Origin of the sequence: Aeromonas sp. A04 (assembly GCF_047780465.1) — a bacterium.
GTDB lineage: Bacteria > Pseudomonadota > Gammaproteobacteria > Enterobacterales > Aeromonadaceae > Aeromonas > Aeromonas bestiarum.
In genome coordinates this window covers 61,240-86,968 of the sequence record NZ_JBLNHP010000001.1, presented here as the reverse complement: position 1 = coordinate 86,968, position 25,729 = coordinate 61,240, and the positions used below count along the sequence as shown (strand labels likewise).

The following is a 25,729-nucleotide window of genomic DNA, read 5'->3' as shown; positions in this document are numbered from 1 at the left end:
ACAGCAACAAAAAAGGAGCGCCAGGCGCTCCTTTTTTTATCTCACTGGCAAGCGGCTGGCTCACTCCTTGTGCAGCCAGGGGGTCAGTCGCAGTATCTCCCCCTGCAGTTGCAACTTGCCCACGGCGAAATCCGCCAGCTGGGCGTTGCTCAGCAGCAGTTGCCCTCCCTGCCAGGAGAGAGGTTGCTGGCGGGCACCATCGACCAGATAGGCGGTGCCCGTCGGTTGTACCAGGGTCACCCGCACGCCCGCCATCTCGGGCAGGAAATACTTGCCGACCATGCCGGCCAGCTTGCTCAGCAGGGCCTGCATATCCTGCTGACGCCCGGCCACATCGGCCACCTTGAGATCCCACTGGCTGCCTGACACCGGCTGCACATCGGCCATCACCTGCACCGACAGATCGCAGGCCGTGTGCGCTTCGGTCAAGCCCACCACCACGGTCGCCTTGTCCAGATTGAGATCATCGTCGTAGGGCAGCCGCAGTTCGCTGTCTACCGTCACCTCGGCGGCCACGTCCCGATCCAGGGTTGAGACCCGGGCTGAGGTGAGCAGGCAGCGCTGGCCATTTTGCGGATCGGTCAGGTAAAACCCCAGCCTGGCGTGACCAAACTCCCCCTTGGCGAAGGTCTTCATCTGGCTGTAGAAGGTACTGTACTGCAGATCCAGTGAAGGCTGCGCCAAGCCCAGGGTAGGCAACAGCAGCAAGCCTGCCGCCACGCCATGTCGAGTCCTCTTCATATGCCGTCCTTTTGCATCGCGCACTCGTCATGCGCTGAAATATGCCTGCGCCATCGTCTGGCCTCAGACTCGCTATGCGGTGAAATGTGCCTGTGCCATCACCTGGCATCACGCTAGCTATGCGCTGAAATGCGCCTGCGCCAGGCGTCTGGCTGCAAGCTTGTTATGCGTTGAAATGATTTGGGCCTTCGCTCACTTCCGTCACTTCGACCGCGACCCCGCACAGATCCCGATAGAGGATCCCCTTGCAGTTGAAGTAGAGGGGGGCCACCCAGACAAGGCCCAATCCCATGGGGATCAGCGCCAGGAAAAACAGCGCAAGCATGACGCCGTGCAGCAGCACTATGCTGGGCCAGCCACGGGCAAACAGCTTGAGCGACACCAGAATGGCTTGCACCGGCGACAGACCGCGCTCCAGCACCAGCGGCACCGAGAACACCAGTCCCATGCCAATCAATGCAGACGGGATGAAGGCCAGCACTACCGGCAGACCCACCAGTTCAAACAGGGGGCCGAACAGGCTGGTGAGCATGCTGCCCAGCAGACTCAGGCTGCCCAGACGCAGGAAGTGGCGAAAGAAATCGAATACCTGGCTCGGGCGGGCACGCACACCGACCGACTGCTGCAATCCCAGCATGTCGAGGGACGAGGTCATGGGTGACATCATGATGGTGATAAGCAGGCTCAGCACCAGGGCTATGTCCATTCCCCCCTCCTGATTGAGGTAGGGGGCCAGCAGGGTATTGCTCAGCAATATCCAGATGGCCGTGACACCGACGATGGCCAGCAACAGGCCGAAACCGGTGCGCCGCGTCTGTTGCCAACTCTCCTGCAATACCCCCTTGAGGTCGAGACGATATCCCTGACTCAGGGATTGTTCGAGGGAACCACCGATCCGCATTTTATTACTCAATTGACTATCCAACATCAGAAAAACCACTATTCAGGGAGCACATTATAGCGATTTGACCCGGCATGCGTAGCCGTTTTTCCTGTTATCTTCCGTTCAGAAACTCATTGATTTCACAGGGAGCCGTGGCGTTTTTCCGGACAAAGCCGGGTTCCCCGGCCCACTCGCCCACCTGACTCGCAATACCCGCTTGGTTCCCCTGACGCATGGGGTTAGGATGCCCAAGGTGCCGCCAGCTAGCTCATTGGGCGGCGGGTTTCATGCACCCTCGTTGGATAAAGGATATCGACCATGTCAGAACTGACCCTCTACCTCACCCCCGGCACCTGTGCCATGGCGGTTCGTATCGCCCTAGTGGAGGCTGGCGCGCCGCACCAAATAAGGCGCGTGGACTTCGCCAGCGGTGAGCAGCGCTCCCCCGCCTACCTCGCCATCAATCCCAAAGGCCGGGTGCCGGCTCTCGTCACCGAGCGCGGCGTGCTGACCGAAACCCCGGCCTTGCTGCTCTATGTGGCGCAGCGCTTCCCGGATGCCGAGCTCGCCCCCCTCAATGATCCTTTCCTGCTGGCCCGCATGCAGGAGGTGAACAGCTTCCTCGCCTCCACGGTGCATGTCTCCCATGCCCATAGCCGGCGTGCGGCCCGCTGGGCCGACGATGAGCAGGCCATCGCCGCCATGCAGGCCAAAGTGGCGCACAACATGCGCGATGGCTTCTCCCAAATAGAAAACCACTATCTCGCCGGTCCCTGGGTGCTGGGAGAGTGTTTCAGCCTGGCCGACATCTACCTATTCGTGGTGGCCAGCTGGCTCAAGAGTGACGGGATCGCCATCGACGAGTTCCCCAAGGTGGCCACCCACACAGCGCGGGTGCTGGCCCGTCCCGCCGTGCAACAGGCGCTGATCGTCTGATCCCCTGCGGGCCAGCGCTCTGCTGGCCCCATTTGTACTTCATGTTTGCCCCGCATTGAGATCGTTTTCACATTTCTGCCATCTCACTGTGGATCGCGCGGGCCTTAGGGCCTATCTTTCTCGCATGACGCAACCGGTTGCGTAACCGGTTGCCTAGATGAACATCAGATATGCGGACGCGAGTCTGCCGAGGTGCTGTATGAAACGAGGCAAGCTGCTCAATGCTCCCCTGAGTGCCCTGGTGGCACGGATGGGTCACACCGACGAGATCACCGTCTGCGATGCCGGGCTGCCCATTGCGGCGGGGCCGGAGCGCATCGATCTGGCGCTGATGCCGGGCACCCCCAGCCTTGCAACCGTGCTGACCGCCCTGCTCACCGATCTGGTGGTGGAGAAGGTGATCATGGCGAGCGAGATAAAACTGATCAGCCCCGCCGCCCATCAGGCGCTGGTCGATCAGCTGGAGGCGCACGCCGCTGCCCAAGGCAAGCCCATCACTATCGAATACTGCCTGCACGAGGCGTTCAAGACCCGCTCCCGCCAGAGCAAGGCGATCGTGCGCAGCGGCGAGGTCACCCCCTACGCCAACATTATTCTCTGCGCCGGTGTGGCGTTTTAAGCCTCTTCAAGGAAGCTGCAAATGAGCACAACCTCCTCCTTCTCGCCCATTCTGGAGCTCACCGGGATCGTCAAGACCTTCCCCGGTGTACGCGCCCTCGATGAGGCTGGCCTCAAGGTCTACCCGGGCCAGGTGATGGCCCTGCTCGGCGAAAATGGCGCCGGCAAGTCCACCCTGATGAAGGTGCTGACCGGCATCTATCAGGCCGATGCGGGCAGCGTCAGTTATCGCGGCCAGTCGGTCTATTTCAAGGGCCCCCGCGACTCCCAGGATCAGGGGATCAGCATCATCCACCAGGAGCTGAACCTGCTGCCTGAGTTGTCGATTGCCGCCAATATCTTCCTCGGCCGCGAACCGCGTACCCGTTTTGGCAGTATCGACCACAAACAGCTGCGCGAGCGCGCCAGCGGCCTCTTGGCCCGCCTCGGCGTCAAGCACGGGCCGGATACAAGGCTTGGGGATCTCTCCATTGGCGAACAGCAGATGGTGGAGATCGCCAAGGCACTGTCGTTCGATGCCAGCGTCATCATCATGGATGAACCCACGGATGCGCTGACCGACACCGAGACCGAGCAGCTGTTTGTGGTGATCCGTGAGCTGCGCCAGCAGGGCTGCGGCATCGTCTACATCTCCCACCGTCTCAAGGAGATCTTCCAGATCTGCGACCGGGTTACCGTACTGCGCGATGGCAAGTGGATCGGCGAGAAGGCGGTGAGCGAGCTCGATGAAGACAGGATCATCGAGATGATGGTGGGTCGGCGGCTGGAAGAGCAGTATCCCCGTCTGCAACGAGAGCTCGGCCCCGTCAGCCTGCAAGTGAAAGATCTGGCCGGCCCCGGCGTGCGCGGGGTGAGCTTCTCCCTGCGTCAGGGGGAAATTCTGGGCTTCAGCGGCCTGATGGGTTCCGGCCGTACCGAGCTGATGAAGCTTATCTACGGCGCCAGCCCCATCAGCGCAGGTGCGGTCGAAGTCGATGGCAAGGTCATGGTGCCGCGCAGCCCCGCCGATGGGCTGGCCGCCGGCATCGCCTACATCTCAGAGGATCGCAAGGGCGATGGCCTGGTGCTGGAGCTGTCGGTGCGCGAAAACATGAGTCTGTGCGCCCTCGGCGAGTTCATCCGCCACGGCAAGATTGACGGCAAGGCCGAACGTCAGGCGGTGAGCGACTATGTGCGGCTGTTCAACATCAAGACCCCGAGTCAGGATCAACTGATAAAACTGCTCTCCGGCGGCAACCAGCAGAAGGTCGCCATCGCCAAGGGACTGCTGACCCGGCCCAGGGTGTTGATCCTGGATGAGCCGACCCGCGGCGTCGACGTGGGGGCCAAGAAGGAGATCTACCAGCTCATCAACCAGTTCAAGAAGGAGGGGATGAGCATCATCCTGGTCTCCTCCGAGATGCCGGAAGTGCTCGGCATGAGCGATCGCATCATGGTGATGCACGAAGGGCGCATCAGCGCAGAATTCATGTCCGCGGACGCCAATCAGGAGAAACTGATGGCGGCGGCAGTCGGTAAACAGTGGCAATCAGAGCAAGAGGCCTCCCAATGACAACCCAAACCCTTTCCCGCCGCGGCATCATGAGCAAGGCCTGGTGGATCGAGAACAAATCCCTGGTCGCCCTCCTGGTGCTGATCGGCGTGGTCTCGGCCTTAAGCCCCAACTTCTTCACCGCCGACAACCTGCTCAACATACTGCGCCAGACCTCGGTCAACGCCATCATGGCGGTCGGCATGACGCTGGTCATCCTCACCGCCGGCATCGATCTGTCGGTCGGCTCCGTGCTGGCCCTGTGCGGCGCCCTGGCGGCGACCATGGTGGCCATGGAGCTGCCCATCTGGCTGGTGGTGCCCCTCACCCTGGGGGCCGGTGCCCTGCTCGGCGGCATCAGCGGTCTCATCATCGCCAAGGGCAAGGTACAGGCCTTCATCGCCACCCTGGTGACCATGACGGCCCTGCGCGGCGTGACCATGGTCTATACCGAGGGGCGTCCCATCTCCACCGGTTTCAGTGACGGCGCCGATCACTTCGCCTGGCTGGGTACCGGCTACCTGCTCGGCCTGCCTGTGCCCATCTGGCTGATGGCCATCGTCTTCCTGCTGGCCTGGTTCATGCTCAACCACACTCGCCTCGGCCGTTACATCTACGCCCTCGGCGGCAACGAGTCGGCCACCCGTCTCTCCGGCATCAATGTGGCCAGGGTGAAGCTGGCGGTGTATGGTCTGTGCGGCATGCTGTCGGCACTGGCCGGGCTCATCGTCACCTCCCGCCTCTCCTCGGCCCAGCCGACCGCCGGCATGGGGTACGAGCTGGATGCCATAGCCGCCGTGGTGCTGGGGGGTACCAGTCTGATGGGGGGCAAGGGCCGCATCATGGGCACCCTGATCGGGGCGCTCATCATCGGCTTCCTCAACAACGCCCTCAACCTGCTCGACGTCTCGTCCTATTACCAGATGATCGCCAAGGCCAGCGTGATCTTGCTCGCCGTGATGATCGATAACAAAAGCAAGTAAGCACACACAAGGAATGAAATGATGAAAAAGCTCAATACCCTGCTCGCTGCCGCCATCATGTCCGTGCTGGGCACCGCCCAGGCCGCCGATCACACTCTGGCCATGGTGGTCTCCACCCTCAACAACCCCTTCTTCGTCACCATGAAAGAGGGGGCCGAAGCCAAGGCCAAGGAGCTTGGCTACGAGCTGGTGGTGCTGGACTCCCAGAATGACCCGGCCAAGGAGCTCTCCAACATGGAAGATCTCACCGTGCGCAAGGTCAATGCCATCCTGATCAACCCGACCGACTCCGAGGCCGTGGGCAACGCCATCCGCCTGGCCAACAAGGCCAACATCCCAGTGCTGACCCTGGACCGCGGCGCGGCCCAGGGTGACGTCAAGGCCCACATCGCCTCCGACAACGTGGCCGGCGGCAAGCTGGCCGGTGACTTCATCACCCAGAAACTGGGGGCCGGTGCCAAGGTCATTCAGCTGGAAGGGATCGCCGGTACCTCGGCCGCCCGCGACCGTGGCGAAGGTTTCGCCCTGGCCGTGGCCGCCAACAAGCTGGAAGTGCTGGCCTCCCAGCCCGCCGACTTTGACCGCACCAAGGGTCTGAACGTCATGGAGAACCTGCTGGCCGCCCACCCGACCGTGCAGGCCGTGTTCGCCCAGAACGACGAGATGGCGCTGGGTGCCATCCGCGCCGTGCAAGCCGCCGGCAAAGAGGTGATGATCGTCGGTTTCGACGGCACTGACGATGGCAAGGCCGCCGTGGCCAAGGGTAAACTGGCCGCCACCGTGGCCCAGCAGCCGGCGCTGATCGGTGCCATCGGCGTGGAAACCGCCGACAAGGTGCTCAAGGGCCAGCCGGTGGAAAAATCCATTCCGGTCCCGCTGCAAGTGGTCAGCAAGTAAGCCGATGGGGGGAGGCGTGCCTCCCCCTTTGCCTCCCCTGTTTTCGATTAACCGTGCAGCTTGGCTTGGGCCCACTCAAGCCAAGATGTTCCAAATCAAGGGTGATAAGAATGAATCGTCTCGTTGTTCTGGGCAGTGTCAATGCAGACCATGTACTGCGCGTTCCCCACTTTCCTCGCCCCGGTGAAACCCTGACCGGTCACAGCTATCAAGTCGTCCCCGGTGGCAAAGGTGCCAATCAGGCGGTCGCCGCCGCGCGCCTCGGCGCTCCCGTCGCCTTTATCGCCCGCATCGGCAATGACGCCATCGGCCAGCAGATGCGTCAGGGCTTTGCCCAGGACGGCATAGACGTCAGCGCGGTGGAGCTCGACGACACTCTGCCTACCGGCATCGCCATCATCTATGTGAGCGACGAGGGGGAGAACAGCATAGGCATCTCCGCCGAAGCCAATGGCGCCCTCTCCCCTGCCATGGTCAAGCGCCATGAAACCCTGATTGCCGACGCCCACACCCTGCTGTTGCAGCTGGAAGTGCCGCTGGGGAGCGTGTTTGAAGCCGCCAGACTGGCTCGTGCCCACGGTACCCGGGTGGTGCTCAATCCGGCGCCCGCCCAACCGCTCTCTAGCGAGCTGCTGGCGCTGGTGGATCTCATCACCCCCAACCAGACCGAAGCCGAGCTGCTGACCGGCGTCAAGGTGACCGACGAGGCCAGCGCGGCTCAGGCGGCGGCCCGCTTCCACCAGATGGGGATCAGCGATGTGATGATCACCCTGGGCTCCCAAGGGGTCTATTGCAGCAACGCCCGGCAGCAACAACTGATCCCGGGTTTTCGGGTCGAGGCGGTGGACACCACGGCCGCAGGCGACACCTTCAACGGCGCCCTGCTGGCCGCCGAGCTGGCCGGCGCCGATTTCAAGGCCGCGGTGCGCTTTGCCCACGGTGCGGCTGCGCTCTCTGTCACCAAGTTCGGCGCTCAGAGCTCGATCCCGAGCAAGCAGGAGGTCGAGGCCTTCCTGCTCGCCCAGACTGCGCAGGGGCACTGATGGCCAATATCAAGGAGGTGGCGGCGCGGGCCCAGGTCTCTACCACCACAGTTTCCCACGTCATCAACGAGACCCGCTTCGTGGCCGAGGAGACCCGGGAGCGGGTCTTCGCCGCCATGCGCGATCTCAACTATGCCCCCAGCCTAGTGGCCCGCAGCCTCAAGGTGAAGGAGACCAACAGCATCGGCATGCTGGTCACCACCTCCAGCAACCCCTTCTTCGCCGAGGTGGTGCGCGGGGTGGAGCGCTACTGCTTCGAGCAGGGCTACAACCTGATGCTCGGCAACACGGAGGGGCAGGCCGAAACCGCTCTCTCCTACCTCAAGATGATGCTGCGCAAGCGGGTCGACGGCCTGCTGATCATGTGCAGCGAGGGGCAGCAGGAGGTGTTCAACCAGCTCGACTGGCTCAAGAGCCTGCCGGTGGTGGTGATGGACTGGGGCATGGAGAGCAAGGACGTGGATCTCATCGCCGACAACTCCCATCGCGGCGGCTACCTGGCCACCCGCCACCTGCTGGAGCTGGGTCACACCGACATAGGCTGCATCACGGGCCCCCACAGCCGCGCCCCCGCCAATCAGCGCCAGTCCGGCTTCGAGCAGGCGATGCAAGAAGCGGGGCTGACCATCAATCCGGCCTGGATCCAGGAGGGCGACTTTGACTGCGCCAGTGGTTTCAGTGCCATGCAGCGGCTGCTGGCCCAACCCAAACGTCCGAGCGCCCTCTTCATCTTCAACGACATGATGGCCATGGGGGCCATCAGCGCCGCCCATCAGGCGGGCTTGAACATACCGCAGGATCTCTCCATCGTCGGCTATGACAATGTGGCGCTGGCGCAATACCTGTCACCGCCGCTCACCACCATCAATCAGCCCAAGGAGGAGCTGGGTCGCCTCGCCGTCACCCGGCTGCTGGCGCGGATCAACGGGGTGGCGGTGGATAATCACCTGATCACGGTCGATCCTGACTTGGTGATCAGACAATCCTGCGCCCCCTTCCCCGCCCCCTGATTTTCTAAACGCCTCATGCAAAAAGGCGACCCCTGGGTCGCCCTTTTTATCGCAGCCAGTCAGGCCTGCTGCCGCTCAGCCTGCGCAACCTGGGCCAGGCGTATCACGCCCAGTCGCTGCGCCAGCGGCGCCAGCAGACCGGCGTGAGCCGACGCCACCGGCAGCCAATAACGCAGTGGCCAGCCCGCCGCCAGCAAGTCCGGCGTACTGCTGCCAATCTCGCGGAGCGCCAGGGTACAGGCGCACTGGTTCAGCTTGGCCAGCAGGGCGGCATCCTGCTGCAGGCTTGGCAGCAGCAGTATGGGTTCGACATGGGCCAGCGCGGGCAGATAGGCCAGCACATGGGCCAGCTGAGCCTGATGCGTGAGCGCGATCAGCAGCGGCTGCGGATCACCGCCGGCAGGCTGATCATGCTCTTGCAGCAGCCGTGCGATCACGGGCCCCAGTATGCCGCCCTCCTGCAACCAGCCCATCTCGCAGGGCGTCAGCGTCTCCTGCCAGCGCAGTGACAAACCTGTCACCGCGGCGCCGCTCTCGCTGCCGAACCGCTGGGTATCGATCACCAGAGGGGAAGGCGCCACGTTTGCCAGCCAGTCCCGCAACTGGTGCAGCTGGCGCTGGGTCAGTTGCAACTGCAGCTGCATCCCGGGCTCGAACCAGGCGAGATCCCCATCGGCATCGCGCTTGGCCTGATTGAGAGCCAAAATGGCCTGATCCAGCAGCCGCTTGGGATCTGGTTCCTCCTGCACCTGGGCAACCCCCAGCCGGCACGCCAGCTCGAAACTGCTCTCCCGGGTCACGAACTCGAAATGGAGCAGGCTCATCAACGCCTGGATCTGCGCCGCCATGCTCTGCCGCCCGGCGGTCAGGATCACCGCAAACTCATCCCCACCCAACCGGTAGGCATGACCGCCATGGGCGTGCTGCAGTTTGTCGGCTACCGTTTGCAGCAATCTGTCTCCCACCTGATAGCCGAGCAGATCGTTGACCTGTTTGAAGCGTTTCAGATCGAGCACCACCAGCGCCAGGGCATGGGAAGAGTCCAGCGAGCGTGCCAACTGTTCCTGCAAGGCGCGGCGATTGCCGAGCCGGGTCAGGGGATCGAGCAGGGAGAGGCGCCGGTTCTGCAAGTTGGCACGAATGAGGGCAAACACCAGCACACCACCGGTCACCAGCAGGATCAGTTGCCAGATCTGCAGCCAGAACAGGCTGCTGCGGATCTGGTTGACCGAAGCCTCCCGCTCCTGGCCGGAGAGGATCTGATCGCCAATCTGCTCAATTTGGCGAGTCTGTTCGGCAATCTGGCTCTGCAGTTGTTCGAGCTCGGCCCCTTCTCGCAGTTGCCCGGCCTGTATCTGGGGTTCGAGCCGCTTTATCTGTTCGAACAGCCCGGCCAACGCCTTGCCCAGCCCGTGACGCTCGCGCGCCTCGGCGGTTTCACTGCTGATGAGGAAGATATCCAGCCGGTTCCACAACAGATCGTAATTGAGGCTCAGGGTCTCCATCTCCAGTTGCCCGGTCCGATAGAGACGCAACTCATAGAGGAAACGCTGGGACTCCAGCATCACCTGGCTGATGTTCCAGTGGATGTTGCGATAGAAGGTATCGACCAGTTGCTCCTGGCGGTGTTGCAGATAGAGCCCGCAACCCGAGGAGAACAGAAACAGCAAGGTGATCGAGACCAGCAGCAGGTTATGGCGCTGACGACCCATCAGTCGATGATCTCGATGCGGGTCACCTGCCAGACCATGCAGTTATGAATGGGGGGAATGTCCAGCTTGGGGTGGCTGGAAAACGGGATCAGCAGCCAGAGCGGCCCCTTGTTGCGCCGGGTCAGCGGCTTGTTATCCTCGTGGCGCACCAGAGTCAGGGGCACACCGTCAAACAGGGCAAGATCCACCACCTGCTGATAGCCGTTGAGGGCCGAGACGGCAATCTTGCTGGCACTCAGAATTCCCTGCGCCGCGAGTACGGCCGCCAGGGTCGGACCACGATAATGGTGCGAGCCCTGAGTCCAGGGCGTGGTGGTGGTGAACTCGGTTTGTGGCAGAGCGGCCAGCGCCGCGTCATTGAGCATGAGCTGCTTGCCGTTGGGCAGCACCAGCGTCATCAGGGGGGGAGATGCCAATGTGCTGGCGCTGGCCAGCATCAGGAGGAAAAAAGCGATCCATTGCTTCACTGTGGTCATGATGATTTGCGCCAACTGCGTCCCATATTTGGGTTGCCAGTGTGGCGATTTCACCAGGTCATTGCAACTGTGACATGGCACGGTTGCTCAGGATCCGCGCATCTCCATCCAGTTGTGACCGTCTATCTGTTTCGGTTGATGCACACCGCAGCGTTGCAGCAACTCGTCAACGAAGGCGGGCACCAGCAGGGAGGCAGGCCCGTACCGTTTTTCATCAAACTGGCTGCCCACCTCGCTCGGTTCCAGATTGAGCTCTATGGTATGGGCACCGTTCAACCCGGCCTCATGCACGAAACCGGCGGCGGGATAGACGGCACCCGAGGTACCGATGGAGATGAAGAGGTCGCACTGGGCCAGTGCGCCGTAGATGCGATCCAGCCCCAGCGGCATCTCGCCAAACCAGACCACGTGCGGGCGCAATGGCTGGGGAAACTGGCAGCAGGAGCAGAGCTCATCCTGATGCAGATCGCCGCGCCACTCGATCACCTGGCCCGACTCGGGACAGCGGGCCTTGAGCAGTTCCCCGTGCATGTGGATGAGGTTCTTGCTGCCCGCACACTCGTGCAGGTTGTCGATATTCTGGGTCACCAGGGTGACTGTGCCCGGCAGCAGGCGTTCGAGGCGAGCCAGCGCATAGTGGGCCGGGTTGGGGTGGATCTGCGGCTGTTGCAGCTGATGGCGGCGCGAGTTGTAGAAGCCTTGCACCAGGGCGGGATCCCGCGCGTACCCTTCCGGGGTCGCCACATCCTCCACCCTGTGCTCTTCCCACAGACCGTCGCAGGCCCGGAAGGTCTTGATGCCGGATTCGGCAGAGATCCCGGCGCCGGTAAGGATGACGATGTGTTTAGCTGACTGCACCATGATGGATTCCCTCTGACCACATACAAGGCTGACCTTAGCACAGGGTGAAAAACAGGCCTATTCGCCCTTGGTCTTATTAGGATACCCCCGTCACAGGGTATCGAGCACGCTCAGATCGAGCCGGACAAACACCAGCTCCCGCCCCGTCACCAGGGTGAGCGGCAGCCCCAGCCCGCGCAGGAGTGCCAGCATGGGGCGATTCTGGGCCAGCACCTCGGCCGTCCACTCCCGAATGCCTTCGGCGCGCGCCAGCAGCGCCAGTGCCAGCAGGATACGCCGCCCCGCCCCCCTGTGCTGGAAGTGATCCGCTACCAGGCAGGAGAACTCGGCCCGATCCGGGTGCAGCCGCCGCCGGATGGACTGGGCCTGGGCCAGCGGCCGCCCCAGACCATCGGTGAGCAGCAAGCCTATCTGGGATGCTCTGGGGTAATCGAGAAAGAAGGCGAGCTGATCGGCGGTGGGGGACTGCTTGGCCCGCATGAAGCGCAAGTAAATGCTCTGCTCGCTCAACGCCTCATAAGCCGCCTTGATAGATTCGGGATCGGCCCCCGCCAGCTCTTGCAGCCGGCAGGGGACGCCCCCCACTTCCATCATCAGCGGCAAGGATGCCCGCGAGGTGGGGTGCAGCCAGCCGGCCAGGCTGCGGCGCAAGCGCGCCTCGTCGGGAGGCCAGCAGAGATAGCGAGGCACGGGTTACCAGCGCCCCGTCATGCCGCGATCGCGCCACAACTCGTTATCGAGCAGGTTGAAGGGATCATCCAGATAGAGGGCGATGCCAAGCTCCCTGGCCCGGTTGATGAAGCGCCCCAGCAGGGAGTCCGGCGTCATGGCCTCCAGCCCGGGCAGCAGGCTCTGCCCCAGCAGCAGGTGCTGCAAGGGCATCCGCTCCAGCAGATCGAACGGCATGTGCTGATCGCTGTCGAGCAGCAAGGCGAGCCTGGCGCCGGCCAGACTGGCCTGCAACACCAGGGCAAACCGCTCCGCCTGACTGAGCAGGTGGTCGCGGCGGTGAATGACCAGGGTCAGCTCGCCGGCGTCTCGTCCCTGCCTGCCCAACCACTCCCGCACCAGCTCCCAGCGTGGTGGCAAACCGGTCACCGCCAGCCAGACGGGCAGCTTGGAGGGGGGATCCGAGATAAGCCCCAGCAGTCCCTTCTCCTCCCCCTGCCAGGTACGAATGGTACGGCGCTGGCCACTGAGCCGCTGTTGCCGCTGGGGCCCCAGATAAAGCACCTTGAGCAAGCGCAGCAGATCGTCGGTCAACAGGGGCTTGGCCAGGGCCGCCACCACGTTGAAACCGGCGTCATGCAGCAGGCGCCGGGCACCGTCGATCAGGGTCTGATCGTGCGCTGACAGCAATATGATGGGCAGGCCGCTTTGCTGGTACTGGGGCTGGCTCATCAACAGGCTGATGGCATCCTGCTCCACCAGACTGAGATCGCTGATGAGCAGTGTGACCTTCCCCTCCGCCAGCGCCTGGATACAGGCATTGCCATCCTGCACCCATTGACAGGAGAGCCCCAATCCCTGGATCTCCTGCTGAATGTGGGCCCCCTGAAACGGATGGTCCTCCAGCAACAAGATCCGCATCCCGGCCAGCCAGTGTTGCCACTGCTGGTAACGGCCATGCACGCCAGCCAGCCAGTCATCCGAGAGCCGATAGATGCCCTCCCCCTGCGTCATCAGTTGCGGCAGATAGTCGGCGCCAGCGTGCGAGGCCGGATCAAACAGGGCAATGGCACCGGCGGCAAACAACCCCTCCCAGTGCCAGCAGGCATCGGGTTTGGTGCGACGCAGGGTCGCAAATTCGGGCAGGCTGACCGCCTGGGCCGCCCGATAGGCGACCCCATCCAGCGCATAGATGGTCACTGGGTAGAAGAAACGCTCTTGCGTCTCTTCCGGATCCAGCAACGCCAATAACTCTTCATCTGTGATGATCATGTCAGACTCTCTCACCCAATCGCCGGCACACTTCATCCAGAGCGTACCGCAGCGGGGATATCAGGGGTTGCCGTGGATCCCGTTGCCACTGCTCGATCACCTGGATAAGCGGGGTGGCCCCCACCATTTTGGCGGCCCCCTTCACCTTGTGTAAAGCCGCATCGAGCGCCATCTCATCCCCTTGTGTGATGCAGTGCTCAATGTCGGCCAGATCCTGGCGAGTGGCCTCCAGATAGAGGGTGACAAGCTCAGGACTCAGCAGCGGCAATGCCTGTTCCAGCCATGCCGGCGCCAGGTCCTCCTCTGGTGCCTTGGGCCACGGGGTGACTGCATCAGCTGAGGTCGGCAGGCTGCGCAGCAAGTTGGCCAGATCCTTAAGCAGCAGGGGCTTGTCCAGATGTCCCCGGCAACCGCAGCTGGCCAGTCGCTGCGCCGCCTGCTCGCTGAGATCGGCGGTGATCACGTAGGTCGGCAGATGTTGCCAGCGCGCCGAATCACGCAACTGCTGACACAGCTGGGCTCCATCCATCACCGGCATCTGCAGATCGGTCAACACCAGATCCACCGTCTCGTGCTGCAAGATGTCGAGCGCCAGCTGGCCATTGGCCGCACTCAGTACCTGAGCCCCCAGCTGGGTCAGCTGCATGCTGATCAACACCCGATTCACCTCGTGATCTTCGACCAGCAGCACCCGCATCCCCTGTCCCGGCAGGCTCATCGCCTCCTCGGCAGAGGACACCAGCCTGGGCTGCAACAGGCTGACCACAGCGCCTGGCACCCAGGGCTCGCCCTGCCAGTCCCAGTAACGCAGGCCCTGTTCATCTTCGGCGGCGCGCAGCAGGGGACCGGCGGGATCCTCCCTCAGGCCGAGCTCGCCAAGCCAGGGCATGAGATAGGCACGCTCCGTATCGTTCAACTGGATGTTGACGCTGGTCACTCTCGGTTGCCAGCGCGGCGCCTCGTGCAACAGCACCAATGGCAAGATGCAGGTGAAGCGGCTGCCCCCTAGGGGACGCGGCTCGACCCGGATCTCGCCGCCCATCTGCTCCATCAGCTGACGGCTGATGGCCAACCCCAGTCCTGTGCCTTGAGCCCTGGGCTGGCCCTCCTCTCCTCCCTGCTCGAAGGGCAGGAACAGGCGAGGCAGCAGATCGCTACTGATGCCGGGCCCTTCATCATCCACACCGCACAGCAGGCGGTTGCCTTCACGACGGGCCCACAACACCACCTCACCGGCGGGGCTGAACTTGATGGCGTTGGCGAGCAGGTTATGCAGCACCTGCTGCACCCTGTGGGGATCCAGCTCCACCTGTGCGGGCAGGCGATGATCGATATCCAGCCGCAGTTGCAACCGCTTGGAGCGGGCCTTGGACCAGTGCACCGCCGCCACATGCTCGCACAAATCCACCAGATCGGTCGGCTGGGGAGAGAGCGCCAGCTGCCGGTTCTCGTTGCGACTGAAATCGAGCACATCGTTGAGCAGGCCGAGCAGCTCGTCCCCCGCCTGCCTGACATGGGAGAGCGCAGAGCGCTGCTCCGCCGACAGTGGGGTGTGATCGAGCCACTCCAGCAGCCCCAGGATGGCATTCATGGGGGTACGGATCTCGTGGCTCACCGCCGCGAGAAAGCGCCCCTTGGCCAGCACGGCCTGCTCGGCCCGCTCATGGGAAGCCTGCAAGGCATGCTCCTGCTCGACTCGGGCGGTCACATCCTGCACCACACCGTAAACGCGCCACCCCCCTTCCGGCTGGCTGCGACCCCGACCATAGAACTGCAGCCACCGCGTCCCCTTGTCCGGGTGGGCATAGCGCAGCGCGTAAGAGAAGGGCTGCCCCGCCTGCAACATGGCCAGCATGGGCATCCGCATCTCGCATCTGTCCTGATGCAGCAGCCGGCTGAGTGCGCTGTCGGGATCGCGGCGGATCTGCTGGCTGGCCAGCCCCAGCAGCTCGTAACTGCCGCGGCTGATGAACTCGACCTGCGCTGTACCGCCCTGCTGCAGGATGAACTGAATGACGACCCCGGGCACCGTATTGGTGAGGGCACGCAGGCGACGCTCGGCCTGGCGCAGCAAGCGGGTGCGCTCGCGCAGGGCGCTGATATCGGACAGCGCGATCAGATCCCCGGCCTGTGTCTGCTTGCCCAGTTGCAGCGGGATCTGGGCGTAGGAGAACACCTGATCTCCGAGGGACAAGGTTCCTTCCGCCCCCTGCACCTGGGACGATGGCAGGCTGAGCTCGGCCAGATAACGGGCCTCCAGCCGTTTGGCCTGCTTGTTGCGCTTGATGATCTCCCCCTGATTGTCCCGCAGGAAGACAGGCACCGGCAGCGCCTGGAACAGAGACTCCCTGAACTGGCTCTCCAGCGCCAGTGTCTGCTCCATCTCCTGACGCTGACTCACCTCCCGCGCCAGCTGCTGGCGGGAGCGCCAGATCAGCCAGATGACGCCGGCGCTGATCAGCAGCGCCAGCAATACGGATCCCAGCCAGATACCGTAACTGACGCCGGCCTGCTGGGTCAGCACCAGCTGTCGCCAGCGCTGGTTGAGTTCATCGTTCTGCCTGCCGGTGAGGGTCATCAGACTCTGTTCCATCACCCCCGCCAGTCTGGGGCTGCGGGAGCCTATGGCAAAACCGAGCCCGAAGCGAATCGGCAATTCCTTGATGTCCAGGCCATCGAGCCGATTGTTGCGCAGCGGATACTGCAGCTGATACAACTCGGCCAGCATGGCATCGGCCTTGCCTGCCTGCACCTGTGCAATGCCCGACTCAAGCGTCTCGCTCTTGCGCCACGCATGCTGGCCGAAACGTGCCAGCATGTCGGGGTCATAGAGGCTGGCGGGCACCACCACCTCCCCCTTGAGCGCCTCCAGCCGATCGAATGAATGGGACTTGCGGCTGACCAGAGCGTAACGACTCACGACCATGATGCGGGTGAAGTCGAACTCGCGGGTCAGGGCCGGGGTCTCCAGCAGACCCGCCATCATGTCCGCCTCGCCACTGCGCAGCTTGGCCAGTGCCTCCTCCCTGTCCCGGGCGGGCACCACATGAAAGTTCAGTCCGGTCTGCAGGCTCACCCGGCGCAGCACATCGGCGCTCCAGCCCTTGAGCTGCCCCTTGCCGTCGATGCCGCTATAGGGCATAAGCGCAGGATCCACCACCAGCTTGATGGTGCGGGAGGTACCGACCAGCCAGGCCTGCTCCTCATCGGTGAAGTGCAGCGGGTTGATGTCCTGCTCTCCCTGTTCCAGATAGCGATCCAGATCCTTGTAGAGGCTGCCGGGGGGCATGTAGCGGATCGCAGTGTCGATCAGTTCCCTGAGCTCGGGCTTGTCCCGCATCATAATGCGGTAGCTGATCACCAGTTCATCGCTGCGCAGCCGGCGCAGCCGCAACCCCTCATCCGGGTATTCGCGCATCAGGTAACGCAGTTGCAGGTAATCACCGAGATAGGCAGTCCCCTTGCCAGCCACCAAAGCCGCATACCAGTTGTCGGCATCGGTCAGGGCCAGCTGGGTCGCATGGGGGTAGAGCGACTTGAGCGCCTCGCTCGCCTGCCAGACGGGCGACACCAGAAAGGTGGCGCGTTCCAGCTCGCCGCGATAGAGGATGGCGGATTCGGCCTCCAGCAGGGCGCGGCTCAGGGCCATGCCCGGCAATGCCTGCAGTGAGGGGCCGACATAGGGGATGAGATCGCAGCGCCCCGCCAGCAGCCCCTGCTGCACTGCGGACCAGTTTGGCAATTTTTCGTGCAGCAGTGGCACCGGCAGTTGCTCGGCCAGCCGCTCCAGCTGATCGATCAGCAAGCCCCCCGACTCTTCGAGATAGGGCGGCCGGATCAGGGCCGGATAGCAGATGGTCAGCGGTTTGAGCGCGTCGGCATAGGCCTGGGTGGCAGGCGACAGAGGCAGGGTCATGGCCTGCACCGGCATGGCCAGCAACAGTGTGAGCAAAAGGCGGGTTTTTATCATGCAAAAGTAAAAGCCAGGCGGTTGCCTGGCTTTTTGTCACTCGTTGGGTTCAACATTTTCTACCCTGGCCTTGAGTTTCTGGCCAGGCCGGAAGGTCACCACCCGACGGGCGCTGATAGGAATATCTTCGCCCGTCTTGGGATTACGTCCAGGACGCTGATTCTTCTCACGAAGGTCAAAGTTACCGAAGCCTGAAATCTTGACTTGTTCACCACGCTCAAGCGCCTGTCTGATTTCCTCAAAGAAGGCTTCCACCATATCTTTGGCTTCACGCTTGCTCATCCCCAGCTGGGTGAACAGGTGCTCTGCAATGTCGGCTTTGGTAAGCGCCATAGATCAATCCCTCAAGGATGCATTCAACTCTTCACCAAGGGCCCGCACGACATTGTCTACGGTCTCGGCAATCTCTTTCTCCTCCAGAGTGCGCTGGGTGTCTTGCAATACAAGACTGATGGCCAGGCTCTTCTTGTCCTCTGCCATACCAGCACCCTGGTATACGTCAAACAAGTTTATTCCAACTACCTGATTTCCGCCAACTTTTTTAATTACTGCGAGGACATCGCCGGCCAGAACCGCAACATCGACCACCACGGCAATGTCGCGACGGTTGGCAGGGAAGCGAGAAACCTCGGCTGCAACCGGCACCTTGGCAGGGGTCAGCTTGTCCAGCTCCAGTTCAAACATGACGGCGCGGCTCTTGAGGCCCAGCTTCTTCTCGAGGCTCGGGTGGATCACGCCGATGTGGCCGATGACCACGCCGTTGCGCAAAATGGCTGCGCTCTGGCCTGGGTGCAGGGCACTGTGCTCGGTACGCTCGAAGCTGAAGCTGGCCCCTTCGGCGGTCAGATCCAATACCGCTTCCAGATCCCCTTTCAAATCAAAGAAGTCGCTACCGCGGTTCTTGATGTCCCAGTGCTCATCGCTCTGGTTGCCGGTGATGATGCCAGCCAGCATGGGCTCCTGACGGATGCCGTTTTCGGCACTCTCGTCCTTGATGAAACGCAGGCCCTGCTCGAACAGACGCACCCGCGCCTGCTGACGGTTCTGGTTGTAGACCACCGCCTGCACCAGACCAGGGAACAGCGACACCCGCATGGCGGACATCTCGACCGAAATCGGGTTCGGCAGCACGATGGCATCGCTCTGCGGATAGAGCAGTTGCTGCGCCTTGGGATCCACGAAGCTGTAGGTGATCGCTTCCTGGAAGCCGCGGTCAACCAGCAGGTCGCGTACCCGCTTGAGGGTCACCTGCCCTTCTGCCTGCTCAACCATGGCCAGAGAGGCGGCCGGTTTCAGGTTCGGGATCTTGTTGTAGCCGTAGATGCGGGCCACTTCCTCAATGAGGTCTTCCTCGATGGCAATATCGAAACGCCAGGAGGGCGCCAGCGCGGTCCAGCCGTCAGCATCCACAGTGACCTGCATGCCGAGGCGGGTCAGGATCTCGACCACCTGGGCATCGCCTACGCTGATGCCGATCACCTTGTCGAGCTTGGTGCGACGCAGTTTGATGGGGGCAGCCTTGGGCAGATGGGCATCGGATTTGACCTCGATGACAGGACCCGCTTCGCCGCCGCAGATATCCAGCAGCAGACGGGTGGCTCTGTCCATCACCTTGGCTTGCAGCTCGGGATCCACCCCGCGCTCAAAGCGGTGGGAGGAGTCGGTGTGCAGACCATAGGCACGGGCACGACCCGTGATGGAGAGCGGCGCAAAGAAGGCGCACTCCAGCAGGATATCGGTGGTGGACTCGGACACGCCGGTGCGATCGCCACCGAAGATACCGGCCATGCAGGCAGGACCCTTGGCATCGGCGATGACGAGCGTGGTCTCTTTGAGCTTCACTTCGTTGCCGTCGAGCAGGGTCATGGGCTCATCGGCCTTGGCACGGCGCACCACCAGTTCCCCTTCCAGCTTGGCCAGGTCGAAGGCGTGCATCGGCTGACCGTATTCCAGCAGCAGGAAGTTGGTGATGTCGACGATGGCGTCGATGGAGCGGATGCCGCCACGGCGCAGCTTCTCCTGCATCCAGAGCGGGCTCATGGCTTGCAGGTTCAGCCCCTTGATGACGCGGCCCAGATAACGCGGGCAGTCGGCGCTTGCCTCGACCCGGATCGGGAAGGTCGCGTCTATGGTGGCAGCGGCAGGCGTCCAGCTCGGCTCGACCACGTCGACGCTGTTGAGCACGCCGATCTCGCGGGCAAGCCCTGCGATCCCGAGGCAATCGGCCCGGTTCGGGGTCAGATCCACGTCGATCGCCACGTCATTGAGATTGAGGTAGTCGCGAATGTCAGTGCCGATGGGGGCATCGGCCGGCAGCTCTATGATGCCGTCCGCTTCCACCTCGATACCCAGCTCGCTGAAGGAGCAGAGCATGCCGTGAGACGGTTGGCCACGCAGCTTGGCTTTCTTGATGGTGAAATCACCCGGCAGGGTCGCGCCCACTTTGGCCACGCACACTTTCAGGCCCTGGCGGCAGTTCGGCGCGCCACAGACGATGTCCAGCAGTTCGGCCTCGCCCACGTTGACCTTGGTCACTCGCAGCTTGTCGGCGTCCGGATGCTGGGCGCACTCGACCACTTCACCGACCACTACGTTGTTGAACTGGCCAGCCACCGCTTCCACGGCGTCCACTTCCAGGCCGGCCATGGTGATCTGCTCGGCTAGTGCGTTGTCACTCAACTCGGTGCGGACCCACTCCATCACCCAGGATTTACTGAATTTCATGTTCTCTCGCCCTTACTTGAACTGCTTGAGGAAGCGCAGATCGTTTTCGAAGAAGGCACGCAGGTCATTGACCCCGTAACGCAGCATGGTCAGGCGCTCAACGCCCATGCCGAAGGCAAAGCCGGAGTATTTTTCCGGATCGATGCCAACCGAACGCAGCACGTTCGGGTGCACCATGCCGCAGCCCAGCACTTCCAGCCACTTGCCGTTCTTGCCCATGACGTCCACTTCGGCGCTCGGCTCGGTGAACGGGAAGTAGGAAGGACGGAAACGTATGGTGAGATCTTCCTCGAAGTAGTTGCGCAGGAAGTCGTGCAGTATCCCTTTCAGCTCGGTAAAACTGGCATGCTCGTCAACCAGCAGGCCTTCAACCTGATGGAACATAGGCGTGTGGGTCATGTCGTAGTCGTTACGATAGACGCGGCCCGGCGCTATGATGCGAATTGGCGGCTGTTGCTGCTGCATGGTGCGGATCTGCACACCCGAGGTGTGAGTACGCAGCATCAGATCGGGATTGAAGTAGAAGGTATCGTGATCGGTACGCGCCGGGTGATGAGCCGGAATATTCAGCGCATCGAAGTTGTGGAAGCCATCTTCAATCTCGGGACCGCGTTCCACTTTGAAACCCATCTCGCCAAACAGCCGCTCGATGCGCTCGACGGTGCGAGTCACGGGGTGCAGACCACCGTTCTCGATACGACGGCCCGGCAGGCTGATGTCGATGGTCTCGGCAGCCAGCTTCTGGTTCAGCTCCTGCTCCACCAGTGCATCACGGCGTGCGTTCAGGGCATCCTGAACCTGCTGCTTGGCCTGGTTGATCACGGCGCCCGCAGCGGGACGCTCTTCGGCGGACAAGGCGCCCAATGTCTTCATCTGCTCGGTAAAAAAGCCTTTTTTACCCAGATATTTGACCCGGATCTCGTCGAGGGTCGCAACGTCATTGACGCCCTCAATCTCGGCCTTGGCCTGGCCGACTACTTCTTCAAGCTGTTGCATGTCTTCCTCGTCACCACTCCCGAAACAGGAGCCTGTTAGGCTAAATAAGGTCAAGAGGGGAATAATACAAAAAAAGCCCCTTGGCTGACCATAGTTATGGCGGGCTTTTCTCCCTAGAAATCATTTTGTTATCAGGCAAGCAGCCTGCCCTGCCCTCTACGTTCATCAAATATGGGTAAAGAATGCTGGTTTGTTGGCATATGAAGGCGGCATGTTGCAGGGATGAAGAGCAATGGGTGAGCGCAATAACAGGATGTAAAAATGACGGGCAGCAAAAGACGGACAACAAAAAAGGAGGCCTGAGCCTCCTTTTATCTTTCATAACAGAACCGGATTAAACCAGCGCTGCTTTAGCCTTTTCAACCAGGGCGGTGAAAGCCAACTTGTCGTGAACGGCGATATCGGACAGGATCTTGCGATCGATCTCGATAGAAGCCTTCTTCAGACCGTTGATCAGACGGCTGTAGGACAGACCGTTCTGACGGGCTGCAGCGTTGATACGCGCAATCCACAGCTGACGGAACTGACGCTTTTTCTGGCGACGGTCACGGTAGGCATACTGACCAGCTTTAGTTACCGCTTGTACCGCTACGCGGTAAACTCGGGAACGGGCGCCGTAGTAACCTTTGGCGGCTTTCATTACTTTCTTGTGACGAGCGCGAGCAGTCACACCACGTTTAACTCTTGGCATTTTTCACATCCCCCTTATGCGTACGGCAGACAAGCGACAACACGTTTGTGGTCGGCAGCAGAAACCATGAACTTCGGCCCCAGCTTGCGCTTACGCTTGCTGCTCTTCTTGGTCAGGATGTGACGCAGGTGGTTGTGCTTGCACTTGAAGCGACCCGAGCCAGTTTTCTTGAAGCGCTTTGCAGCACCCCGGTTGGTTTTCATCTTCGGCATTTCATACTCCGCATTGTGAGTGACAACAAAATCGCAAGGCGAACCGACTCATGGGGCGAACCCATGAGTCAATTTCTTGTGGGCCTTAAGATTTCTTCTTAGGTGCGAGGACCATCACTGCTTGACGGCCTTCGACTTTCGGGAACGACTCTACTACGGCCAACTCTTCCAAATCGTTCTTGACACGCTCCAGAACCTTGATACCAAGATCCTGGTGGGCCATTTCACGACCACGGAAGCGCAGGGTGACCTTAGCCTTGTCCCCGTCTTCCAGAAAGCGAACCAGGTTGCGTAGTTTTACCTGATAGTCGCCTTCGTCAGTGCCAGGACGGAATTTGATTTCCTTGACCTGGACGACTTTCTGCTTTTTCTTCTGTTCTTTGGTTGTTTTGCTCTTTTCGTAGAGGAATTTGCCGTAATCCATGATCCGGCAAACGGGCGGTTCAGCGTTAGGGCTGATCTCGACCAGATCCACTCCAGCTTCAACGGCTAAGTTCAATGCATCTTGGATAGCAACGACGCCCAAAGGCTCTCCGTCAATACCAGTCAGACGAACTTCTTTCAGACGAATCTCGGTATTGATCCGGTGAGCGCGGGCTTGCGGTTGCTTGCCCAGTTTTTTTCCGCCTTTTATAGCTTATTCCTCCACTTTCTTTTGTCCGCGGGTCTGAACTTCCTGGGTCAACAGAGCAACTAGCTCTTCAACAGGATAAGTGCCCAGGTCAGCCCCTTTACGAGTCCGTACTGCAATCTTACCGGCTTCAACTTCTTTATCGCCGCAGACCAGCATGAAAGGTACTCGCTTCAAAGTATGCTCGCGGATTTTAAAGCCAATCTTCTCATTTCTCAAGTCCGCTTTTGCGCGAAGACCCGCATCATTCAATGCTTTGGCTACTTTTACCGCATAATCGGCCTGATTATCTGTGATATTCATGACCACAGCCTGAGTCGGAGCCAACCAAGTCGGGAACAATCCGGCGTACTCTTCGGTCAGAATACCGATGAAACGCTCGAGTGAACCCAGAATGGCCCGGTGGATCATCACCGGTACGTGGCGTTCGTTGTCTTCACCCACATAAGTGGCACCCAGACGTCCAGGCAGGGCGAAGTCGAGCTGCACGGTACCACACTGCCAAGCACGATCAAGGCAATCATGCAGGGTAAATTCGATCTTGGGACCGTAGAAGGCGCCCTCACCCGGCTGCAGATCGTACTTCAGGCCGTTCAGCACCAGGGCTTCGGCCAGAGCCGCCTCGGCGCGATCCCAGGCCTCGTCGGAGCCGATGCGCTGCTCGGGACGAGTCGAGAGCTTGACCACGATATTTTCGAAGCCAAAGGTGCCGTAGACGTCATAGACCATACGGATACAGGCGGACACCTCTTCCATGATCTGCTCTTCGGTACAGAAGATGTGAGCGTCATCCTGGGTAAAACCACGCACCCGCATCAGACCGTGCAGGGAACCGGACGGCTCGTTGCGGTGGCAGGAGCCGAACTCGGCCATGCGCAGCGGCAGATCGCGGTAGGACTTCAGACCCTGATTGAAGATCTGCACGTGACCCGGGCAGTTCATCGGCTTGATGGCGTACTCGCGGTTTTCGGACTGGGTGGTGAACATGGCCTGGGCATACTTCTCCCAGTGGCCAGAACGCTCCCACAGCACGCGATCCATCATGAAGGGACCCTTCACTTCCTGATAGTCGTACTCTTTGAGCTTGCCACGGATGAAGGTTTCCAGCTCACGGAAGATGGTCCAGCCATCGTTGTGCCAGAACACCATGCCAGGGGCTTCTTCCTGCATGTGATACAGGTCGAGCTGCTTGCCTATCTTGCGGTGGTCGCGCTTGGACGCCTCTTCCAGACGCTGCAGGTAGCCTTTGAGCTGCTTCTTGTCAGCCCAGGCAGTGCCGTAGATGCGCTGCAGCATCTTGTTGTTGGAATCGCCACGCCAGTAGGCGCCGGACATCTTCTGCAACTTGAAGTGGTGGCAGTGACGCATGTTGGGCACGTGCGGGCCGCGACACATGTCGACGTACTCTTCGTGATGATACAGACCAGGCTGGTCATCACGGGCAATATTCTGATCCAGGATCTCGACCTTGTAAGTCTCGCCACGGGCTTCGAACACGTCGCGTGCTTCCTGCCAGGAGACTCTCTTCTTGATGACGTCGTAATCCTTGGCGGCCAGCGCCAGCATGCGCTCTTCCAGGGCAGCCAGATCCTCGTCAGTCAGGGTACGATCCAGATCGATGTCGTAGTAGAAACCGTTGTCGATGACGGGACCTATGGCCATCTTGGTCTGGGGCCAGAGTTGCTTGATGGCATGACCCAGCAGGTGAGCGCAGGAGTGGCGCAGTATGTCCAGACCTTCTTCGTCTTTGGCGGTGATGATGGCCAGGGAGGCATCGGCTTCGATCAGCTCGCAGGCATCCACCAGTTCACCGTTTACCCGACCGGCAATGCACGCCTTGGCGAGACCCGGACCTATGTCCGCGGCCACGTCCATGACGGAAACGGAGTGGGCAAATTGACGTTGGCTGCCGTCAGGCAGAGTAATGATTGGCATTGTGTGTTTCCTTGTACAGTGGTGCCCCCTACCAAAGGGCACATGCGGGATGGAAAAAATCATTCAAAAAAGGGTGATGTTCTGGCTCTCCACAGCACTTTGCGAAGACACCCAGTGCCGCAAACAGCTTGCGTGACGGCACAAGGCAAACCAAAAACCGGACCATGCTACCAGAAGTAGGCGGGGCTGTATCGGGTTTGATGAGATTTTCTACAACCAAATGAGGTGCTTGCCGCTTAGTCACCCAACAGGGGTTGCCAGTTGAAATCGAAGGTACTGCTCCCCTCCTCGGCCAGTGCGAGCTCCTCCAACACCTTCAATGCAAGCTTGTTGCCCTTTTGCGAGGCCTGATAGAGCCACTGCTTGGCCTGAGCCAGATCGACCCGGCCACTCACCCCCATCAGGTGCAGCACGCCGACTTTCAGCATGGCGGGCACGTCACCGTTGCGGGCCGCCAGCTCCATCCAGTGAAATGCCTCCCGCAGATCCCGTTTCACCCCGGCGCCGCGCAGATAGACCTCCGCCAGCCGGTACTGGCCGAAGGCATCGCCCGCCTGCGCCGACTGGCGATAGAGAGTGATGGCCCGGCTGATATCCTGCTCGCTCCCCTGCCCCACTTCATGGCTCCAGCCCATCAGCGCCTGGGCCCGTGGCTGGCCCTGTTCGGCCAGTGGCGACCAGATCCGTGTCGCCTCATCGAAGTGACCGGTACGCCAGGCGCGATTGGCCGATGCCAGCTCCTGCTCGGTCGAGAGCGGGATCAGCCGCCAGATGACCAGACCAAGCACTCCGATAAACAGCCAGCGGCAGGTGATGGGTTTCATGATGATTTCCGTGATCCAGTTCGCATTTTGTCTATGTAAACGAAATGTAGCGCCGTGATCAAGCAGGAGATCCCGTTGACATGCTTTTTATGGCGGTATGAGTTGGCAGAGCTT

Annotated in this window: 23 protein-coding genes; 7 read left to right on the top strand and 16 right to left on the bottom strand. The window is 61.3% G+C overall.

Annotation, left to right across the window (positions count from 1 at the left end):
* Positions 1-60: 60 nt before the first annotated feature.
* Complete coding sequence (locus ACM3N8_RS00380; protein WP_290018094.1) at positions 61-741, bottom strand: DUF2987 domain-containing protein; 681 nt, start codon at positions 739-741, stop codon at positions 61-63.
* Between the two features lie 163 nt (positions 742-904).
* Positions 905-1,642 (bottom strand): hypothetical protein, encoded by a 738-nt coding sequence (locus tag ACM3N8_RS00375; RefSeq protein WP_052159041.1) that lies wholly within the window; start codon positions 1,640-1,642, stop codon positions 905-907.
* A gap of 300 nt (positions 1,643-1,942) precedes the next feature.
* Here ACM3N8_RS00375 and ACM3N8_RS00370 point away from each other — a divergent pair, with 300 nt between their 5' ends.
* The 7 genes from ACM3N8_RS00370 to ACM3N8_RS00340 all read left to right on the top strand — a co-directional run bounded on the left by ACM3N8_RS00370 (position 1,943) and on the right by ACM3N8_RS00340 (position 8,642).
* The gene (locus ACM3N8_RS00370) at positions 1,943-2,560 is read left to right on the top strand and encodes a glutathione S-transferase family protein (RefSeq protein WP_290018093.1); all 618 of its coding nucleotides are present in this window, start codon (positions 1,943-1,945) and stop codon (positions 2,558-2,560) included.
* 199 nt (positions 2,561-2,759) lie between these two features.
* A complete protein-coding gene (rbsD, locus tag ACM3N8_RS00365) occupies positions 2,760-3,179 on the top strand; it encodes a D-ribose pyranase (RefSeq protein WP_290018092.1) in 420 nt (139 codons plus the stop codon).
* A gap of 21 nt (positions 3,180-3,200) precedes the next feature.
* Positions 3,201-4,730 carry a ribose ABC transporter ATP-binding protein RbsA gene (gene rbsA, locus ACM3N8_RS00360; protein WP_290018090.1) on the top strand — a complete coding sequence of 510 codons (1,530 nt, stop codon included), beginning with the start codon at positions 3,201-3,203 and terminating at the stop codon, positions 4,728-4,730.
* On the top strand, positions 4,727-5,692 hold the full coding sequence (rbsC, locus tag ACM3N8_RS00355; RefSeq protein ID WP_290018088.1) for a ribose ABC transporter permease: 966 nt from the start codon (positions 4,727-4,729) through the stop codon (positions 5,690-5,692). Before rbsA ends, rbsC begins: the two co-directional genes overlap by 4 nt.
* Before the next feature lie 21 nt (positions 5,693-5,713).
* Positions 5,714-6,589, top strand: a complete 876-nt coding sequence (gene rbsB / locus ACM3N8_RS00350) for a ribose ABC transporter substrate-binding protein RbsB (protein ID WP_043555794.1) — start codon at positions 5,714-5,716, stop codon at positions 6,587-6,589.
* 110 nt (positions 6,590-6,699) lie between these two features.
* On the top strand, positions 6,700-7,632 hold the full coding sequence (gene rbsK, locus ACM3N8_RS00345) for a ribokinase (RefSeq protein WP_290018085.1): 933 nt from the start codon (positions 6,700-6,702) through the stop codon (positions 7,630-7,632).
* Positions 7,632-8,642: a substrate-binding domain-containing protein gene (locus ACM3N8_RS00340; RefSeq protein WP_290018083.1), complete on the top strand. Its 1,011-nt coding sequence runs from the start codon at positions 7,632-7,634 to the stop codon at positions 8,640-8,642. Before rbsK ends, ACM3N8_RS00340 begins: the two co-directional genes overlap by 1 nt.
* Before the next feature lie 59 nt (positions 8,643-8,701).
* Here the strand turns inward: ACM3N8_RS00340 and ACM3N8_RS00335 are convergent, their stop codons facing one another.
* From ACM3N8_RS00335 to ACM3N8_RS00270, 14 genes are all read right to left on the bottom strand, one after another.
* Complete coding sequence (locus ACM3N8_RS00335; protein ID WP_290018081.1) at positions 8,702-10,354, bottom strand: sensor domain-containing diguanylate cyclase; 1,653 nt, start codon at positions 10,352-10,354, stop codon at positions 8,702-8,704.
* Positions 10,354-10,830, bottom strand: a complete 477-nt coding sequence (locus tag ACM3N8_RS00330) for a hypothetical protein (RefSeq protein ID WP_290018080.1) — start codon at positions 10,828-10,830, stop codon at positions 10,354-10,356. Before ACM3N8_RS00330 ends, ACM3N8_RS00335 begins: the two co-directional genes overlap by 1 nt.
* A gap of 87 nt (positions 10,831-10,917) precedes the next feature.
* Positions 10,918-11,691: a Sir2 family NAD+-dependent deacetylase gene (gene cobB, locus ACM3N8_RS00325; protein WP_043135373.1), complete on the bottom strand. Its 774-nt coding sequence runs from the start codon at positions 11,689-11,691 to the stop codon at positions 10,918-10,920.
* Between the two features lie 90 nt (positions 11,692-11,781).
* Positions 11,782-12,381 (bottom strand): GNAT family N-acetyltransferase, encoded by a 600-nt coding sequence (locus ACM3N8_RS00320; RefSeq protein ID WP_274454290.1) that lies wholly within the window; start codon positions 12,379-12,381, stop codon positions 11,782-11,784.
* Between the two features lie 3 nt (positions 12,382-12,384).
* The gene (locus ACM3N8_RS00315; RefSeq protein ID WP_290018079.1) at positions 12,385-13,632 is read right to left on the bottom strand and encodes a response regulator; all 1,248 of its coding nucleotides are present in this window, start codon (positions 13,630-13,632) and stop codon (positions 12,385-12,387) included.
* 1 nt (position 13,633) lies between these two features.
* Positions 13,634-17,584 carry an ATP-binding protein gene (locus ACM3N8_RS00310; protein WP_416015291.1) on the bottom strand — a complete coding sequence of 1,317 codons (3,951 nt, stop codon included), beginning with the start codon at positions 17,582-17,584 and terminating at the stop codon, positions 13,634-13,636.
* A 54-nt stretch (positions 17,585-17,638) separates the two neighbouring features.
* Positions 17,639-17,935 carry an integration host factor subunit alpha gene (gene ihfA / locus ACM3N8_RS00305; protein ID WP_005300715.1) on the bottom strand — a complete coding sequence of 99 codons (297 nt, stop codon included), beginning with the start codon at positions 17,933-17,935 and terminating at the stop codon, positions 17,639-17,641.
* 3 nt (positions 17,936-17,938) lie between these two features.
* On the bottom strand, positions 17,939-20,326 hold the full coding sequence (pheT, locus tag ACM3N8_RS00300) for a phenylalanine--tRNA ligase subunit beta (protein WP_416015290.1): 2,388 nt from the start codon (positions 20,324-20,326) through the stop codon (positions 17,939-17,941).
* 12 nt (positions 20,327-20,338) lie between these two features.
* Complete coding sequence (pheS, locus tag ACM3N8_RS00295) at positions 20,339-21,322, bottom strand: phenylalanine--tRNA ligase subunit alpha (protein ID WP_042866463.1); 984 nt, start codon at positions 21,320-21,322, stop codon at positions 20,339-20,341.
* Between the two features lie 334 nt (positions 21,323-21,656).
* A complete protein-coding gene (gene rplT, locus ACM3N8_RS00290) occupies positions 21,657-22,013 on the bottom strand; it encodes a 50S ribosomal protein L20 (RefSeq protein ID WP_005300683.1) in 357 nt (118 codons plus the stop codon).
* A gap of 14 nt (positions 22,014-22,027) precedes the next feature.
* Entirely contained in the window at positions 22,028-22,225 is a 198-nt protein-coding gene (gene rpmI, locus ACM3N8_RS00285) for a 50S ribosomal protein L35 (protein WP_005315535.1), read from the bottom strand.
* A gap of 85 nt (positions 22,226-22,310) precedes the next feature.
* A complete protein-coding gene (gene infC, locus ACM3N8_RS00280; protein WP_274454371.1) occupies positions 22,311-22,841 on the bottom strand; it encodes a translation initiation factor IF-3 in 531 nt (176 codons plus the stop codon).
* 21 nt (positions 22,842-22,862) lie between these two features.
* On the bottom strand, positions 22,863-24,791 hold the full coding sequence (gene thrS, locus ACM3N8_RS00275) for a threonine--tRNA ligase (protein WP_043135382.1): 1,929 nt from the start codon (positions 24,789-24,791) through the stop codon (positions 22,863-22,865).
* 236 nt (positions 24,792-25,027) lie between these two features.
* Positions 25,028-25,615, bottom strand: coding sequence for a tetratricopeptide repeat protein (locus tag ACM3N8_RS00270; protein ID WP_290018075.1), 588 nt, complete (start codon positions 25,613-25,615; stop codon positions 25,028-25,030).
* Between the last annotated feature and the right edge of the window lie 114 nt (positions 25,616-25,729).

Excerpts from the sequence above, each read along its gene's own strand:
- ACM3N8_RS00380 (WP_290018094.1), bottom strand. The coding sequence starts at position 741 with ATGAAGAGGACTCGACATGGCGTGGCGGCAGGCTTGCTGCTGTTGCCT.
- ACM3N8_RS00375 (WP_052159041.1), bottom strand. The coding sequence starts at position 1,642 with ATGCGGATCGGTGGTTCCCTCGAACAATCCCTGAGTCAGGGATATCGT.
- ACM3N8_RS00370 (WP_290018093.1), top strand. The coding sequence starts at position 1,943 with ATGTCAGAACTGACCCTCTACCTCACCCCCGGCACCTGTGCCATGGCG.
- rbsD (WP_290018092.1), top strand. The coding sequence starts at position 2,760 with ATGAAACGAGGCAAGCTGCTCAATGCTCCCCTGAGTGCCCTGGTGGCA.
- rbsA (WP_290018090.1), top strand. The coding sequence starts at position 3,201 with ATGAGCACAACCTCCTCCTTCTCGCCCATTCTGGAGCTCACCGGGATC.
- rbsC (WP_290018088.1), top strand. The coding sequence starts at position 4,727 with ATGACAACCCAAACCCTTTCCCGCCGCGGCATCATGAGCAAGGCCTGG.
- rbsB (WP_043555794.1), top strand. The coding sequence starts at position 5,714 with ATGAAAAAGCTCAATACCCTGCTCGCTGCCGCCATCATGTCCGTGCTG.
- rbsK (WP_290018085.1), top strand. The coding sequence starts at position 6,700 with ATGAATCGTCTCGTTGTTCTGGGCAGTGTCAATGCAGACCATGTACTG.
- ACM3N8_RS00340 (WP_290018083.1), top strand. The coding sequence starts at position 7,632 with ATGGCCAATATCAAGGAGGTGGCGGCGCGGGCCCAGGTCTCTACCACC.
- ACM3N8_RS00335 (WP_290018081.1), bottom strand. The coding sequence starts at position 10,354 with ATGGGTCGTCAGCGCCATAACCTGCTGCTGGTCTCGATCACCTTGCTG.
- ACM3N8_RS00330 (WP_290018080.1), bottom strand. The coding sequence starts at position 10,830 with ATGACCACAGTGAAGCAATGGATCGCTTTTTTCCTCCTGATGCTGGCC.
- cobB (WP_043135373.1), bottom strand. The coding sequence starts at position 11,691 with ATGGTGCAGTCAGCTAAACACATCGTCATCCTTACCGGCGCCGGGATC.
- ACM3N8_RS00315 (WP_290018079.1), bottom strand. The coding sequence starts at position 13,632 with ATGATCATCACAGATGAAGAGTTATTGGCGTTGCTGGATCCGGAAGAG.
- ihfA (WP_005300715.1), bottom strand. The coding sequence starts at position 17,935 with ATGGCGCTTACCAAAGCCGACATTGCAGAGCACCTGTTCACCCAGCTG.
- pheT (WP_416015290.1), bottom strand. The coding sequence starts at position 20,326 with ATGAAATTCAGTAAATCCTGGGTGATGGAGTGGGTCCGCACCGAGTTG.
- pheS (WP_042866463.1), bottom strand. The coding sequence starts at position 21,322 with ATGCAACAGCTTGAAGAAGTAGTCGGCCAGGCCAAGGCCGAGATTGAG.
- rplT (WP_005300683.1), bottom strand. The coding sequence starts at position 22,013 with ATGCCAAGAGTTAAACGTGGTGTGACTGCTCGCGCTCGTCACAAGAAA.
- rpmI (WP_005315535.1), bottom strand. The coding sequence starts at position 22,225 with ATGCCGAAGATGAAAACCAACCGGGGTGCTGCAAAGCGCTTCAAGAAA.
- thrS (WP_043135382.1), bottom strand. The coding sequence starts at position 24,791 with ATGCCAATCATTACTCTGCCTGACGGCAGCCAACGTCAATTTGCCCAC.
- ACM3N8_RS00270 (WP_290018075.1), bottom strand. The coding sequence starts at position 25,615 with ATGAAACCCATCACCTGCCGCTGGCTGTTTATCGGAGTGCTTGGTCTG.